The organism is Mycobacterium sp. NGS27 (genome assembly GCF_059813005.1).
In genome coordinates this window covers 418,451-433,552 of the sequence record NZ_JCALDT010000003.1, presented here as the reverse complement: position 1 = coordinate 433,552, position 15,102 = coordinate 418,451, and the positions used below count along the sequence as shown (strand labels likewise).

The 15,102-nt window shown below is 70.9% G+C and carries 14 protein-coding genes and 1 pseudogene; 4 read left to right on the top strand and 11 right to left on the bottom strand.

Features of this window, described 5'->3' with window-relative positions:
* Position 1 precedes the first annotated feature (1 nt).
* The 3 genes from AC5Y30_RS10600 to AC5Y30_RS10590 are packed head-to-tail and all read right to left on the bottom strand — an operon-like array spanning position 2 to position 3,113.
* Positions 2–664 carry a TIGR04282 family arsenosugar biosynthesis glycosyltransferase gene (locus AC5Y30_RS10600; protein ID WP_499918085.1) on the bottom strand — a complete coding sequence of 221 codons (663 nt, stop codon included), beginning with the start codon at positions 662–664 and terminating at the stop codon, positions 2–4.
* Entirely contained in the window at positions 661–1,323 is a 663-nt protein-coding gene (locus AC5Y30_RS10595) for a glycosyltransferase family 2 protein (RefSeq protein WP_499918084.1), read from the bottom strand. Before AC5Y30_RS10595 ends, AC5Y30_RS10600 begins: the two co-directional genes overlap by 4 nt.
* Positions 1,324–1,325: 2 nt before the next feature.
* Positions 1,326–3,113: a DUF7159 family protein gene (locus AC5Y30_RS10590; protein ID WP_499918083.1), complete on the bottom strand. Its 1,788-nt coding sequence runs from the start codon at positions 3,111–3,113 to the stop codon at positions 1,326–1,328.
* Positions 3,114–3,421: 308 nt separating this feature from the next.
* On the opposite strand from AC5Y30_RS10590, the gene AC5Y30_RS10585 reads away from it, so the two are divergent.
* Positions 3,422–5,140, top strand: a complete 1,719-nt coding sequence (locus AC5Y30_RS10585) for a DUF7937 domain-containing protein (RefSeq protein ID WP_499918082.1) — start codon at positions 3,422–3,424, stop codon at positions 5,138–5,140.
* A 1-nt stretch (position 5,141) separates the two neighbouring features.
* Here AC5Y30_RS10585 and AC5Y30_RS10580 read toward each other — a convergent pair whose 3' ends face one another.
* Positions 5,142–6,170, bottom strand: coding sequence for an NAD-dependent epimerase/dehydratase family protein (locus AC5Y30_RS10580; RefSeq protein ID WP_499918081.1), 1,029 nt, complete (start codon positions 6,168–6,170; stop codon positions 5,142–5,144).
* Complete coding sequence (locus AC5Y30_RS10575) at positions 6,167–6,943, bottom strand: S-methyl-5'-thioadenosine phosphorylase (protein ID WP_499918080.1); 777 nt, start codon at positions 6,941–6,943, stop codon at positions 6,167–6,169. Before AC5Y30_RS10575 ends, AC5Y30_RS10580 begins: the two co-directional genes overlap by 4 nt.
* 84 nt (positions 6,944–7,027) lie before the next feature.
* On the opposite strand from AC5Y30_RS10575, the pseudogene AC5Y30_RS10570 reads away from it, so the two are divergent.
* Positions 7,028–7,923 (top strand): annotated as a pseudogene (locus AC5Y30_RS10570) (1,4-dihydroxy-2-naphthoate polyprenyltransferase).
* Between the two features lie 73 nt (positions 7,924–7,996).
* On the top strand, positions 7,997–9,004 hold the full coding sequence (locus tag AC5Y30_RS10565) for a beta-ketoacyl-ACP synthase III (protein WP_499918079.1): 1,008 nt from the start codon (positions 7,997–7,999) through the stop codon (positions 9,002–9,004).
* Here AC5Y30_RS10565 and AC5Y30_RS10560 read toward each other — a convergent pair.
* Positions 9,001–9,363, bottom strand: a complete 363-nt coding sequence (locus tag AC5Y30_RS10560) for a DUF4229 domain-containing protein (RefSeq protein ID WP_499918256.1) — start codon at positions 9,361–9,363, stop codon at positions 9,001–9,003. The two genes, AC5Y30_RS10565 and AC5Y30_RS10560, sit on opposite strands and share 4 nt — an antisense overlap.
* A gap of 82 nt (positions 9,364–9,445) precedes the next feature.
* Between AC5Y30_RS10560 and AC5Y30_RS10555 the strand changes: the two genes are divergently transcribed.
* Positions 9,446–9,598: a hypothetical protein gene (locus tag AC5Y30_RS10555; protein ID WP_499918078.1), complete on the top strand. Its 153-nt coding sequence runs from the start codon at positions 9,446–9,448 to the stop codon at positions 9,596–9,598.
* A 62-nt stretch (positions 9,599–9,660) separates the two neighbouring features.
* Here AC5Y30_RS10555 and AC5Y30_RS10550 read toward each other — a convergent pair whose 3' ends face one another.
* The 5 genes from AC5Y30_RS10550 to AC5Y30_RS10530 all read right to left on the bottom strand — a co-directional run bounded on the left by AC5Y30_RS10550 (position 9,661) and on the right by AC5Y30_RS10530 (position 15,098).
* Positions 9,661–10,977, bottom strand: coding sequence for a MinD/ParA family ATP-binding protein (locus tag AC5Y30_RS10550; RefSeq protein ID WP_499918077.1), 1,317 nt, complete (start codon positions 10,975–10,977; stop codon positions 9,661–9,663).
* Positions 10,978–11,040: 63 nt separating this feature from the next.
* Positions 11,041–12,024, bottom strand: coding sequence for a c-type cytochrome biogenesis protein CcsB (gene ccsB / locus AC5Y30_RS10545; protein WP_499918076.1), 984 nt, complete (start codon positions 12,022–12,024; stop codon positions 11,041–11,043).
* Positions 12,021–13,622 (bottom strand): cytochrome c biogenesis protein ResB, encoded by a 1,602-nt coding sequence (locus tag AC5Y30_RS10540; protein ID WP_499918255.1) that lies wholly within the window; start codon positions 13,620–13,622, stop codon positions 12,021–12,023. The genes ccsB and AC5Y30_RS10540 overlap by 4 nt, the downstream gene beginning before the upstream one ends.
* Before the next feature lie 59 nt (positions 13,623–13,681).
* On the bottom strand, positions 13,682–14,461 hold the full coding sequence (locus AC5Y30_RS10535; RefSeq protein ID WP_499918075.1) for a cytochrome c biogenesis CcdA family protein: 780 nt from the start codon (positions 14,459–14,461) through the stop codon (positions 13,682–13,684).
* A gap of 16 nt (positions 14,462–14,477) precedes the next feature.
* Positions 14,478–15,098: a TlpA disulfide reductase family protein gene (locus tag AC5Y30_RS10530; protein WP_499918254.1), complete on the bottom strand. Its 621-nt coding sequence runs from the start codon at positions 15,096–15,098 to the stop codon at positions 14,478–14,480.
* Positions 15,099–15,102: the final 4 nt, after the last annotated feature.

Sequence of the window (15,102 nt, the reverse complement as noted above, 5' to 3'; positions counted from 1 at the left end):
TCTAGAGACCGGCGGCGCGGGTGACGCGCGCGAACCGGCTGGCGGGGCCGCAGGCGTCGCGCACCACCGCGACGTCGTCGACGAAGTCCACGTCGGCCAGCGTCTCGAGGGTAACCACATCAATGCCGTTGTCGCGCAATGCCTTCAGGGTCAAACCCCCGGTGTCGGGCACCGACATCGGCACGGTGCGCAGGCACTGCGCCGTCGCGGGGTCCGCGACGCCCAGCACCCACCAGCCGCCGTCTCGGGCCGGCCCGAGGACGGCCGGCGCGTCGAGAAGCCGGCGCGCGCAAGCCGTCAACAGATCCGCGCTCACCTGAGGCGTGTCCATGCCGATCTGCAGCACCGGAAGCCCGCCGGCCGCGTCGGTGTGCGCGTTGGCGAGCCGGTCCGCGAAATCGTCACCGCGCTGGGGAATCACGGTGAACGAAGCGAGCCGCTGCCGTATTTCGGCGGCGTTCACCGCGGCGTCCAGGTCTCCGGTCAGGGCCGCCACCCGCGCCGCCACCGGAGCGGCGGCCACGGCATCGAGGGTGTCAAGCAGTGCGGCGGCGGCGATTTCGGCGGCGACGCGATCGCCGACGGTCGCCGCGAGCCGCGTCTTTGCCCGGCCCGGCTCGGGCGCCTTCGCGACCACCAGCAGGGTGACCGGAAGGACGCTCACGAAATCACTTTCCAGAAGTCCAGGATCGCGGTGATGCTGCCCCGCAGTGAACCGCTGACCTTCGACTTGCCGCCCGTCCGCGGGCCGTAGCTGACGTCGAGTTCGACGACGCGCCAGCCGGCGGCCGCGGCACGCACCAGCAGTTCCAGCGGATAACCCGATCGCCGGTCGGCGACGCCCAGCGCGAGCAGCGCCTCGCGCCGGGCGACTCGCATCGGCGCGATGTCGTGGACCGGTAGGCCGTGGCGGGTGCGCAGTCGCCAACTCATGACCACGGTGCCCACCCTGGCCACCCACGGCCAGTGCAGCCCGGCTACCGGCCGGCGCCGGCCGGTCACCAGGTCAGCGCCGCGTTCCAGCTCCGCGACCAGCCGGGGCAGATCGGCGCCGTCCATCGAGCCATCGGCGTCGATCACCGCCACGATCGGGGTCGTCGCTGCCAGCACGCCCGCGTGGACGGCCGAGCCGTACCCGGCCCGCGGTTCGGCGACGACTTGGGCACCGTGCCTGCTCGCGACCGCGGCGGTGTCGTCGGTGCTGTTGTTGTCCACCACCAACGCCCGGTATCCCGCGGGTATGGCGGTTAACACCGCGGGCAGTGACTCCTCTTCGTTGAGGCAGGGCAGGACCACCGTGACCAGGCCGTCGGTGTCGGCCACCCTCAGAATCCGTGGTGTTGGTGGGGCTGCTGTGGGAACACCGGCTGCTGCTGCGTGGGCGGCGGCAGGGTCTGCTGGGTGTGCGGCGGGAGCGTCGGGGCCTGGGTGGCCTGGGTGCTCGGCGGCGAATACGTGCTCGGCGGCGGCGCCTGGGTGGTCGCCTTGGTGCTCGGTGGCGAATACGTCGTGCTCGGCGGCGAATACGTCGTCGTCGGAGGCGAATACGTCGTGGTCGGCGGCGAATACGTGGTGGTCGGAGGCGAGTACGTCGTGGTCGGCGGCGAGTACGTCGTCGTCGGCGGCGAATACGTGGTGGTCGGCGGCGAATAGGTCGTCGTCGGTGGCGTGTAAGGCGTGATCGTCGGCGACGTGAAGGTCGGCGACGTGTACGGCGGGTAGTTCGGGCCCCACCCCGGGATCGGGATGGGTATCGGAATAGGAATGGGCACAATGGGATTCGGGCGGGGCGCCCAACCCGGATCGGGATTCGGCACGGCGCTGGGATTGACCGGCGCCTCGGGAGCGGGAGCGTTCGGCACTCCGCCACCCGACGGGGGGCCGACCTGCTGTGGGCTCGGGACGTAGCTGGGAGCCTCGACGGTGCCGCCCTGGAATCCGGCGTTGGGTTGGTCGGGCGGCGGCGGGGGCAGTGGGGCCTGCTGCTGGCTCGGCAGGATCGGCATGAACTTGCCCGGGGTGCCGTTCTGGACCCCCACCACCGGCTGCTGGCTGGCGGTCGGGCGAACGGCGACCGCGATCGCGGTGGCCAGCGACGCCAATCCGATGACCGCGAAAGCGATGACGGCGTTACCGATCACCAACGATCGCCGCGACAGCTTCGTCGGCTCGTCCTCGTCGGCCTCGCCGTACTCGTAGTCGTCCAATTCCGCGTCGTACTCGGCGAATTCACCCGGGTACTGCTCGCCCTCGTCGGCCATCGAGTAGGCCAGCTGCTGGTCTTCGGCGCCCGGGTCCGCGAACCCCGATGCTGGCACGAAGGCCGTCTCATCGCCGATCGGTCCCGTCGACGGCACCGCCGTGGTGGCGTCCCCGAACGCCGAAGCCATCGCGGTCTCATCTCCCGTCAGGCCGGGCGCCGGCACCATGGCCGTAGCGCCCCCCGCCTGCAGCGCCGCCGCCGTTGCGGCGGCAATCGCTGCGCCGCGGGCCAACGCGAAGGTGGGGTCCTCGGCGACCTGCACCCGCATGGTCGACGCGTCGCGGAGCTCGTCGGCGACCCGGTTCAGCTCGGGCGACGCACCGAGGAGGTACACATCCTGCGGGGCGTCGGGGTGGGCGCCCAGGTTCGCCATCATCGTGTGGAACGCGGCGGTCGCATCGCCACCCGACCCACCCGCCAGCTGCTGGCTCGCCAGCACGGTCGGCGGCGCGTCCGGATCACCGTCACCCGAATCCACCATCGACAGCGTCGCGGTCGCGTCGTCCATCACCAGCGCGGCGCCGGGCCGGCCGGCCGCGCGCATCAGGGCGGCCACCGCCTGCGACTCCGAGAGCACCGCGACGTTGTGGACGCCGGAATCCTCCAGCGCGCGCCGAAGCTGGTCGGCGGCGGGATGATCGGTCCAGCACAACCGGGTGCCGACCAGGTGGTGGTTCTCACCGGCCAGCAGCCGATTCGTGCCGACCACGGTCTCGGTCAGCGTCCCGATCGGATTGTCAGCGAGGTCGACGACGGATTGGTCGATCACGTCGGTTCCCTGCGCGCCGGACCCGACCAGGGCCAAGCGCGCGACGGGTCCGGTGACCGCAACCCCCAAAACGACGTCCATCCCGGCTCTCCTTCGGCTGGCTACCCCGCAACCAGCAATGTCCCGGCATCATTACACTTGCGATACCGTTGGAGTATCAATCATTCAGGCGACAAGCTTCGTCTACTAGCGCAGCGTAACCAGCTTTTCGAACGACAGGACGATTGCCGCAGGATCATCTCCGCCCCAGCAGCCGGCCACAGCCCCTGCCACGGCATCCGAACGGAGAATATGTTCGCAAGCGAGCAGTGCACTTCGCCCGGCGGGGTAATCCCTCGCCGAACACCGGAAACTGTGCCAAGAATGTCGGTCCTCGCATCCCGGGAGGCATGGTGAGCCAGAGCAGCGACGACGCGCCTACCGGCCCGATCCGCAGTCAGACCCAGCAGGCGCCGGCGCCGCGCATCATCCGCCCGCACGCCACGGCCGGCCCCGCGCCGGCCGCCGCGGGAGCGCAGCGGTACCGGCACGCGGGTGACCTGGCCGCGGTGGCACTGCTGATCCTGGCGGTGTTCCTGCCGTGGAACCTCTACTTCGGAGTCGGCATCCCGAACAGCAGCGCGACGCTGTTCGCGGTGCTGATCGCGGTGACGGTGCTGGCCGTCGCCGCCGTCGCGGTCGCCGGTTCCTGGCGGTCGGCCGGCGCGCGTTTCGATCCCGCGCGGGCCGCCCGGCTTCGCCTGGCGCTCAACGTCCCCTACCTGCTGCTGGTGCTCGCATTCGTCGTGTTCGACGCGTACGAGACCGTCCGCTTCGGTGGCACGGTCAACGTGCCGGGCGGCGTCGGGCCGGGGGCATGGGTCGGGATCGCCGGCTCGCTGTTGAGCGCCCAGGCGATGCCCATTGGCGCACTCGCCGGACCCGTGCCGGCGGGCGACGAATCCACCGGGTGGCACAGGTCCGCACGGATCATCGGCTCGCTGTCGATGCTCGCGGCGGTGCTCAGCTTCGGTTTCAACCTGTACTGGCGGGTCCGGTACGCGCTGCAAAGCACCGGCGGCACCGACCAATTCGGCAAGCAGAACATCGCCGTGATCGCGACCGCGGTGGTGTACGGCGTGGTGGCCCTGGTGGCCGTGCTGGTCGCCTCCAGGTGGTTGCTGCGCGACACCCGGGCGAGCCGGCTCACGATCGTCGCGCTCGGCGCGTCGACGCTCGCCGCCGGGATCCTGGTGTGGCTCTTGCCCGCCGGTCGTGACATCGACGCGTTCCACGGCATCGCGCAGAACACGTCCACCGCCGGCGTCGGGTTCGAGGGCTACCTGGCGTGGGCGGCCGGCGCGGCGCTGTTCGCGCCGCGGGCGCTGTTCGGTCAGCGGAACGCCTCGCCGACGGAGGAGTCGGCGTGGCGCGGGGCGACCCGAAATGGCTTGCTGCTCATCGCCGTTTGGTGCGTGGGGTCGATAGCGATGCGGATCACCGACCTGGTCGTCGGCATAATCCTGAACTACCCGTTCTCCCGGTACGACAGCATCGTGCTGGCCGCGTTCGATCTGGCTACCGCGGTCCTGGCGATCTGGCTGCGCGGCAGGCTGGCCGCCCTTTCGCCAAGGGTGGTCACGTCGCTGTGCGGGCTCGTCGCCACGCTCAGCGTCGCCCGCGTCGTCGTCGGCGTCGTGCTGGCGCCGCGGTTCGCGGACTCACCCAATTCGCCTGCGCTGCACCCGGTCTACGGCAACAACCTGGCCCAGCAGATCACCAGCGTTTTCGACGTGGCGTTGTGCGGCCTGGCGCTGGGCATCCTGGCGGCGGCTATCGTCGCCGGGCAACTGCGCGGTCGCCGGCGGGCCAATCGCGCGGCCCGCAGGCGCGCGGCCGCCGCCAACGCGGCAGCACCGACCACCCGGGTGCCGGTGGCCCAGGGCGCCGCGCCGTCGGCCGCGCCGACCACCCGCATCCCCGCCGGAGTCCCCGGCGGGGACAACGAACCGGCGACCTCGGAGATACCGCCGCTGGCCAACGCCCCGCGGATCTTTAGGGGCGACGACTCCGGAACGCGTCAAATACCGGTGCAGAAGCCGCAGATCTACCGGCCCCCGCAGGGCTGATTCAGCGAAGGGGCGCGAACGCGAATTCGCGCAGCCCGTCGCCCGGTGTGACGGCCGCACGAAAACCCAACACCTCGGCGGCCCTCGACGGATCGGCGACGATGTGGCGCACGTCGCCGCTGCGATACTGCCCGGTGACCACCGGCGACAGCGAGCCGCCGCGCGCGTCGCACAGCGCGCCGGCCACCTCCAGGATCGAAATGGGTTGTCCCGAGCAGACATTGACCGCGGTGAAACCCTCGCGCTGTTGTGTCGCCGCGACGTTGGCAGCGGCCACGTCGTCGACGTGGACGAAGTCGCGCATCTGGCCGCCGTCCTCGAAAACCCTTGGCGATTCGCCTTTTTCCAGCGCCGACCGGAAGATCGCCGCCACCCCGGAGTAGGGGGTGTCGCGCGGCATGCCGGGGCCGTAGACGTTGTGGTAACGCAGCGCCACCACCGAACCACCCGTGGCCTCCGACCACGCCAGCGCGTAATGCTCCTGGGCGGTCTTACTGGCGGCGTACAGGCTTCGTGGCCGCAGGCAGGCATCCTCGCCGACCAGGCGCCAGTGCAGTTCCTCCCCACCGGCCGGGCAGCGGTGCTCGAAGATCCCGGCGTCGAGGTCGCCCCGGCGCCGGGGCAGCGGGTCCACCGCTCCGTGTCGGTCGCAGTGATAACCCCCCTGGCCGTACACCACCATCGACGAGGCCAGCACCAGGTGCCGCACCCCCGCGGCGAACATCTGCGCCAGCAGGACGGTGGTAGCCAGATCGTTGTGGCCGCCGTAAGCCGGGGCGTCGGCGGCGTCCACGCCCGCGCCCACCATCGCCGCCTGATGGCACACCAGGTCCACGCCGGCCAACAGCGGGGCCAGTGCGTCGGCGTCGCGCACGTCGACGCGATGACATCCCTGCGGCAGCACCGGGTTTGGGCCGTGCGCGGCGGGCAGCAACGCGTCGACGGCGACGACTTCGTGACCCGCGGCCCGCAGCTTGGCGTCCACCCGCGCACCGATGAAGCCGGCCGCACCGGTCAGCAGCACCCTCACGGCAGCTCGATCGGCAGGGTGACCCCGGCGTGCGGCAGGCAATGCGTGCAGGTGCGGTCGGCGGCCAACCGGCCGATGGCCTGGCGGACCAGCGCCTTGAACCCGTCGATGTTCTTGGCGAATTCGGCGAACACGTCGACGGTCTTCACACCCCCGCCGGCGCTGACACCGGCGTCCAGATCGGTCACCAACGCGATTGCGGCATAACAGATTTCGAGCTCGCGAGCGAGCACCGCCTCCGGATAGCCGGTCATGTTGACCAGCGAGAAGCCGGCTGAGGCGAACCACTGGCTTTCGGCGCGGGTGGAAAAGCGCGGGCCCTGAATCACCACCATGGTGCCGCCGTCGGTCACGCCCGGCAGGACGGTCACCGCGTCGCGCAGCGTAGGGCAGTACGGGTCGGCGAAGTCGACGTGGATGCCGCCGGAGTCGAAATACGTGTCGGCGCGGCCCCGGGTGCGGTCGACGAGCTGGTCGGGCACCACGAAGGTGCCCGGACCGAGTTCGGGATCGAGGCTGCCCACCGCGCACGGCGCCAGCACCCGCCGCACGCCGAGCTTGCGCAGGGCCCACATGTTGGCGCGGTATGGCACGGTGTGCGCGGAGAATTCGTGTTCGGCGCCGTGGCGCGGCAGGAAAGCGACCTCGTGGCCGCCGATGGTGCCGAGGGTGACCGGGGCGCTGGGCGGGCCGTACGGAGTGTCGACGGTGACGTCGCGGGAGTCGGATCCGAAGAAGGTGTAGAAGCCGCTGCCGCCGATGACTCCGAGCATCCGACCATTGTGGTGCATCACACCGAAGCGATCGCGGGTGCGGGGCCCGGGGATGGGCGGCTTGCATCCTGGCAGGATGGTCGGGTGGCCAATTTCGGGCAGTGGGTTTCCGGTGCGCGGCCGCGGACGTTGCCCAACGCGGTGGCGCCGGTTGTCGCGGGAACCGGTGCCGCAGCATGGCTGCATTCCGCGGTGTGGTGGAAGGCGCTGCTGGCGCTTGCCGTCGCGCTCGCGATGATCATCGGTGTCAACTACGCCAACGACTACTCCGACGGCATCCGCGGCACCGACGACATCCGGGCCGGCCCGGTGCGCCTGGTCGGCTCGCGGCTGGCGGCGCCGAGGGCGGTGCTGGCCGCGGCGATCGTCAGCCTCACCATCGGCGCGCTCGCCGGCCTGGCGCTGGCGCTGTTCAGCGCGCCGTGGCTGATCGCGGTGGGAGCGGCCTGCATCGCCGGGGCGTGGCTGTACACCGGCGGGTCGAAACCGTACGGCTACGCCGGCTTCGGCGAGATCGCCGTGTTCCTGTTCTTCGGACTCGTCGCCGTGCTCGGCACCCAGTACACCCAGGCGCTGCGCGTGGACTGGGTGGGCCTGCTCCTGGCGGTGTCGATCGGCGCGTTGTCCTCCTCGGTCCTGGTGGCCAACAACCTGCGGGACATTCCGACCGATGCCCGCACCGGAAAGATCACCCTGGCGGTGCGGCTGGGCGATGCCCGAACCCGGATCCTGTACCAGGTGCTGTTGGGGACCGCCGGGGCGCTGACCCTGGTGCTCATGCTGGCGACACCCTGGTGCGCCGTCGGATTGGTGGCCACGCCGCTGGCCCTGCGCGCGGCGGCGCCGGTGCGATCCGGCCGCGGCGGCCCGGAGCTCATCCCCGTGTTGCGCGACACCGGGCTGGCCATGGTGGTGTGGGCGATCGCGGTGTCCGCGGCGCTGGCGCTGGCCAGCTGAGCGCCCACCGGGAGTATCTATAGTGCAGACAAAGGTTTTCGAGGGCCCCCCGGTGGAGTACCTTTGCGTCTGCTGGGGCGATAGCGAAGGACCGCGATGAAGCAGATTGCCGCGACCACCGGGCCCACCAACATCGGCTTACTCAGCGTCGGGTCGTACCGGCCGGAGCGGGTCGTCACCAACGACGAGCTCTGCGAGAACATCGATTCGTCCGACGAGTGGATCTACTCCCGTACCGGCATCAAAACGCGCCGGTTCGCCGCCCGCGACGAATCCGCCGCGTCCATGGCGACCGCGGCCGGGCAGGAGGCGATCGCCAAAGCGTCGCTGACCGCGGCCGACATCGACTGCGTGATCGTCGCCACCAGCACGCATTTCCTGCAGACACCCGCGTGCGCCCCATCGGTAGCGGCGGCGCTGGGCGCCACCGGCGTGCCCGCGTTCGACGTCTCGGCCGGGTGCGCCGGCTTCGGCTACGCGCTGGGCGTGGCGGCCGACATGATCCGGGGCGGCACCGCGGCCAAGGTGCTGGTGATGGGTTCGGAGAAACTGTCCCCGACCGTGGACATGCAGGACCGCACCAACTGCTTCATTTTCGCCGACGGCGCCGCCGGCGTGGTGGTGGGTGAGACACCGGACCAGGGCATCGGCCCGACCGTCTGGGGCAGTGACGGCGCGCAGGCCACGGCCATCCGCCAGGACATCGACTGGATCGACTACATGGACCACCCGTCGGGCCCGCGGCCCTTCCTGCGGCTCGAGGGGAGCGCGGTATTCCGTTGGGCGGCATTCGAGATGGGCAAGGTCGGCCGGCAGGCCATGGACGCGGCAGGCGTCCGGCCCGACGAGATCGACGTGTTCCTGCCGCATCAGGCCAACAGCCGGATCAACGACGTGCTGGCCAAGGGCCTCGAGCTGCGTCCGGACGCGGTCGTCGCCAACGACATCGAGCACACCGGGAACACGTCGGCGGCGTCCATCCCGCTGGCGATGGCCGAAGTGCTGGCGACCGGCGCGGCCAAGGCCGGCGATCTGGCCCTGCTGCTCGGCTACGGCGCCGGCCTGAGCTATGCCGCACAGGTCGTGCGGCTGCCGAGCGGCTAACCGGGCCCCGAATCACGGCCGCCCTCGTCCGGCGTGGCCTCGGCGTCCCCGTGCAGCCGGGCTTGCAGCAGTTCGCGCTCCCGGCGCCGCCGCTCCCCGGCGATCGCCAGCGCGGCGGTCGCGCGGCGGCGCAGCGGCGCGAACACCAGCATGCCCAGGGGCATCGCGATGATCAGGGCGAACAGCACCGCCACCACGATCGGGAACTGCGAGATGCCCGCCAAGCGGGCGACGCCGTAGATGACGCCGGTGAGCACGACCGCCAACAGCACCCGCGCCGTCAGGTACGCCGCCACCGGGATGGCGACGCGGCTTGCGCCCTGTCGCGCCGTGCCCTGGTTCGCGGCGTGGTCCCGCATGCCGCCGGTGCTGTCGTCGCTAGCTTCTTGTGACACAGGGTGAGCCTACGGCGCGGGTATATTCGCCCCAAGGAGGTGTTGCGTGCTCTACCTGCTGCTCGTCGTGATTTTGGGGACGCTGATCTACGTCGGCTGGCGTGCCGCGCGGTCGCAGACCCACCGGCCGAAGACGCGCGTCATCGGACCCGACGACGATCCGGATTTCCTGCGGCGGTTGGGTCACGGCGACAGCTGACCGGCACTAGCCGATGGCGGCGGCCCGCGGCGCCCGGCTCCGCCGCGCTTGCGACCGCAGACCTAGCCGAGCACTCCCGGGTTGTGCTGGTCGCCGGGGAACCCGTCGGCGACGATGGCGGCCAGCTCGGTGAGCGCTTCGCGCGTCCCGCGCCGTAACCGGTCCAGTTCGATCTCGGCGCCCTCTTCCAGGTGCGGGTCGAAGGGGACCAGCTGCACCGCGCGGCAGCGCCGGGAGAAGTGGTCGATCACCTTGTTCATGTCGACCTTGCCCGGCCGTGGCTTGACCCCGTTGATGACGGCGATGGAATTGCGGACCAGGTCCTCGTGGCCGTGGGCGTCCAGCCAGTCCAGCGTCGCCGATGCGCTGCGCGCGCCGTCGATGGACGCCGAGCTGACCACGACGAGCGCGTCGGCCTTGTCCAGCACCGAGCTCATCACCGAGTGCAGCAGGCCGGGCCCGCAGTCGGTGAGCACCAGGCCGTAGAACCGTTCCAGGATGTCCAGGACGCGCACGTAGTCGTCGGCGCCGAACGCGTCCGAGATGCCGGGGTCCGTTTCGGACGCCAGCACCTCCAGGCCGCTCGGCCCCTTGGAGGTGTAGCGGCGCACGTCGCTGTAGCGCTCGATGGTTCCCGCGTCGTGCAGCAGCTGGCGCACCGTCGCGGCCGTCTCCAGCGGGATCTTCTGGCTCAACGTGCCGCGGTCGGGGTTGGCGTCCACGGCGACCACACGGTCACCGCGGATGGAGGCGAAGGTGGCGCCCAGCGTCGCGGTGATCGTGGTCTTGCCGACGCCGCCCTTCAACGACAGGAAGGCCACTCGGTAGGAACCCCGCAGCGGCCGGTTCACCTGGGCGACCAGGTTGTTGTACCTCGTGGCGCGAGGGCTCTCGCCCAAGTTGATCAGCCCGCCGGACAGCTTGAACAGCAGCAGCCGCCATCCGTCCGACGGCGGCGGGGCCACCGGCCGCAGCAGCATGCCGGTGGACAGCTCCGGATACGGCGTGTGCGGCAGGTGCTCCGGCCGCTGCGGCGCCCCCTGGAACTGCGTGGGCGGCGCGTCCGGGCCGGTGTAGTAAGCGCCATACGCCGTCGGATCGACCCGTGGGATGCCGGTCACCGGCGTGGCGTCCCAGGGCGGCATCCCGCCCGGCCTGGGGGCAGTGGGCGGTGCGGCCTGCTGGCGTTCGGGACCGGGCACGCGGCGTTCGGTGCGGAAACCGGCGAAGGCGCGGGTCGGGGCCTCGGCACCCGAGCCACCCGATTCGGCCTGGGGTTCGGCGCCCTCGTGCTGGGCCGGCGCGGACTCCGTCTGCGGGGGTATCTGCGTGGTCGGTTGTTCGGGCGCCCCCACGCCCGACGTTGGCTGCTCGGTCACTGCACTCCCCTTTGTTGTGCGGTCTTCAGCGTGTTGTGCGTTGCTTGGGCCGGTTGAGCACCGTCACCCGACGCCCGCATACGAATGCAGGCCCACAGTGACCAGGTTAACGAAGAACAAGTTGAAGACCATGGCCACAAACCCCGCGACGTTGATCCAGGCGGCCTTCCTGTCCCGCCATCCCGCAGTCGACCTGGCGTGCAGGTACGCGGCGTAAATCACCCACGCGACAAAGGACACAGTCTCTTTCGGATCCCAGCCCCAATATCTGCCCCACGCCTCCTCGGCCCAGATCGCACCGAAGATGACGCCGAAACCGAACACCGGAAAGGCGAAAATCGTCGTCCGATAGGCGATGCGGTCCAGCGTCTGCGCGTCAGGGAACCGCTGTATCAGCCGGCTCAGCGCGCTGCGCTCGGTGCGGTCGGGCTCTGCCAGCGGCGACGTCCGCAGCAGGAACAGGATGCTGGCGATGCCGGCGACCAGGAACACCCCCGAGCCGAGGCTGACCACCGACACATGGATCGGCAGCCAGTAGGACTGCAGGGCGGGCATCACCGGCGCGGCGTTGGTGTAGAGCCACCGACCGGACACGGTGAGCAGGATCAACACCGGCAGCAGCAAGAACACCCACAGCGGGCGGTATTGCGGGCGGCGCAGCACGATCGCCCCGGCGATCAACCCGCACAGGCAGGTCAGGTTGATGAACTCGTACATGTTGCCCCACGGCACCCGCAGGGTGGCCAGGCCGCGCAGCACCAGGCAGGCCAGCAGCAGTCCGGTGCCCAGGTAGACCACGGACAGCCCGGCCCGGCCGACACGCTCGTCGATCGGGCGCTGGGCCGCCTCGTCCACCACGCCGGGGGTGGCGGAGTCGGCGCTGACGGCGCCGGCCAAGACCCGGGCCCGCTGATCCGCGCGGCGCCCGCCGGCGTAGGCCAGCTCGAAGGCCAGCAACAGCAGCGCGATCACCAGCGCCACCACCGCCGACGTGAACGCCCAGTCGGAGTAGCGCGCCAGCTCGACGTTGACGTGCACGGTATTCATTTGACGTCCACCTCAGAACTCCTCTTGGACGCTGCGGGTGTCGCGTCGCCGTCGGACGCAGTGGGCGGCTCGGCGCGAGCGACGCCGGAGACCAGCCGCTCGGACAGCCGTTCGAACTCGTCGCCCCAACCGGAGTTGTCGGTGCGCGCGAGGCCGCCCAGTTCGACGTTCACCGTACCGGGCGACCCGCCGGCGTCGGGCGTCAGACGGACCCACACCCGGCGGCGGCGCACCAGCAGCGACACCACCAGACCGCCCATCATCGTGATCGCGAAGACCAGCACCCAGGCCTGCCCGGGGTCGTGCGAGACCTGCAGGTTGACGAACGGGACGGCGCCGTCGAAGCGGACCACGGTGCCGGTCGCCGGCCCCTGGTCGATCCGGACCGATTGACCCGCCCGCAGATTGACCCGCTTCTCCTTGGTCAACCGGTGTTGCTCGATCAGGCGGGGATCCAGCGTGAACAGCGACTGCGGCCGCCCGGTGTCCAGCCCGGTGTCACCGCGATAGATGTCGACGGCCACGGCCGGGGCGTCCAGCGCCGGGAACCGCGAGGACAGCAGCGTGCCCTCGAGCTGCTCGGTCGGGGCCAGCAGTCCCTGGATGGCGATCTCGTGGTTGCGGCGCTCCGCGGGGCTGGGATAGCTGCCGGCGGGTGGATCGATGCGCACCACACCCGACGACAGCAGGGTTTGCGGATTGTCGGGCCGCCACTGCACCGTCGCCGTGCGGATCTGCCCGTCCGGGAAGGTGACGCTGAAGGTGGGTGCGTAGCCGTGTCCCTGCAGGTAAACCCGGTCGCCGCCGAGCCGCAGCGGGTGGTTGACCTCCAGCTGGTAGTGGCGCCAGGTGTTCGCGGTCAGGTCCCTGCCGGACTGGTAGTCGATGTTCGCCGCGAACGACGTGGCCTGCCCCGACGGCAGATAGTGCGCCACGAAGTCGTCGACCCGGATGCACAGGGGGTGCAGCGAGGTGCCGTCGACCGTGTTGCCGGCCCGGAACGAATCGAACGCGGCCGGCGAGGCCGAACAGAAGCCGGGGCCGCCGTCGGCGATGACGATGACGTTGCCCTCGTAGCCGAAGAGCTTGCCGACGGCCACCGCGACCAGCAGGCCCAGCAGGGAGAAGTGGAAGACGATGTTGCCGAACTCGCGCAGGTAGCCTCTCTCGGCGGACACCTCGACGGTGTCGTCCTGATGCCGGATCGCGGTGCGCCACCCGCGCAGCTGCGCGGCCAGCGTGTTCGCCAGGGCGTTCAGCTCGTCGGCGCCGGCCTGGATCTGCCGGCGCGAGTACTTGGGCAGCCGGGCCAGGTTGCGCGGCGCGGCCACCGGGGTGGACCGCAGGCTGCGGACGTGCTCGATCATCCGCGGGGTGAGGCAGCCGACCAGCGATACGAACAGCAGCACGTAGATGGCGGTGAACCAGAAACTGGAGAAGACGTTGAAGGCCTGCAACCGATCCAGCCACGGCCCGATCACCGGGTGGGCTTTCAGGTAGTCGTCGACCTTGCCGGCGTTGAGGCTGCGCTGCGGCAGCAGCGCCCCCGGGATCGCGCCGAGCGCGAGCAGGAACAACAGCACCAGCGCGGTGCCCATCGAGGTCAGTGCGCGCCAGGTGTTGCGGCCTTTTTGAACAAGCCCTGCGACGACGTGCCTCAAATCGGCAACCTCACGTCGGACACGAACGCGTCGCGCAGCCACGCGACGAAGTCATTCCAGACGCCGGTGACCAGCAGCGCGCCGACGGTGATCAGCAAGATGCCGCCGAAGATCTGGATGGCCCGGGTGTGCCGGCGCAGCCAGCCCAGGCCGCCCACCGCGCCCGCCGAGCCGAACGCCAGCAACACGAACGGGATGCCCAGGCCCAGGCAATACGCGATCACCAAGACGATGCCGCGGGCCACGCTCGCGCCGTCGGTGGCCGAGGCGACGGTGATCACACCGGCCAGCGTGGGCCCCAGGCACGGCGTCCAGCCCAGGGCGAACACCGCACCCAGCAGCGGCGCCCCGGCGACCGTGGTCAGCTGGCGCGGACTGAACCGGGCCTGGCGCTGCAGGGCCGGGATGAGGCCCACGAACACCAGGCCCATGACGATGGTCAGCACTCCCCCGGCCCGTTGCAGCAGCAGCTGGTTGGTGATCAGCGTGGTCGTCATGCCGAGGACGGCGACGGTGCCGAGCACGAACACGGTGGTGAAGCCGGCGACGAACAACGCCGCCGATCCCGCGACGCGCCAGCGGGCGCCCGGCGGGGCTTTAACCGCACCCGCCGGCGGCTGTTCGTCCACGCCGACGACCGCGGCCAGATACGACAGGTAGCCGGGCACCAGCGGCACCACGCACGGCGAGGCGAACGACACCAGCCCCGCCAGCAGGCAGGCGCCGAGGGCCACCAGGAGCGGGCCGGCGGCGGCGAGCTGGGTGAATCCGGTCATCGCCGGCTCGAGCCCGTCACGGCGCCGCCTGGCCGACCGGGGTCGGCGAGGCCTCGCCGGCCAGTCGTTGCACCACCGGCCGCAGGTCGGACGCCAGCAGTTCGCGCAGGAAGACCGCCGCGACGCGGTGCTGGCGGTCCAGGACCAGCGTGGACGGGATCACGGTGGTGGGGTATTTGCCGCCGAACGCGATCAAGGTGCGCATCGGCGGGTCGTAGATGGACGGGAACGTCACCGCGCGGTCGTTGACGAAGTCCAGCGCCGCTTGGCGGTTGTTGTCCCGGACGTCGATGCCGAGGAAGGACACCCCGGCGCCGCGGGTGGCGTCGTACACCTGCTGCAGCTGGGTGACCTCGGCCCGGCACGGCCCGCACCACTGCCCCCAGATGTTGATGACCACGACCCGGCCGGCGAAGATCGGGTCGTCCAGCGACAGCGTGTGCGCCGGGTCGGCCAGGTCGGGTCCGGCCAGCGGGCCGGGCCGGCCGCGGCGCGACGGCGGGTCGTAGTAGATGTCGGTCTTGCCGCCGGGCGAGACGAACTCGAAGGTGCCGCCCTGGGCGACGGCGTCGTGGCCCGAGGAGCAACCGGCGACCAGGCCGGGCAGCAGGGCCGCCGCCAGCACGGCCCCGGCCATCGCC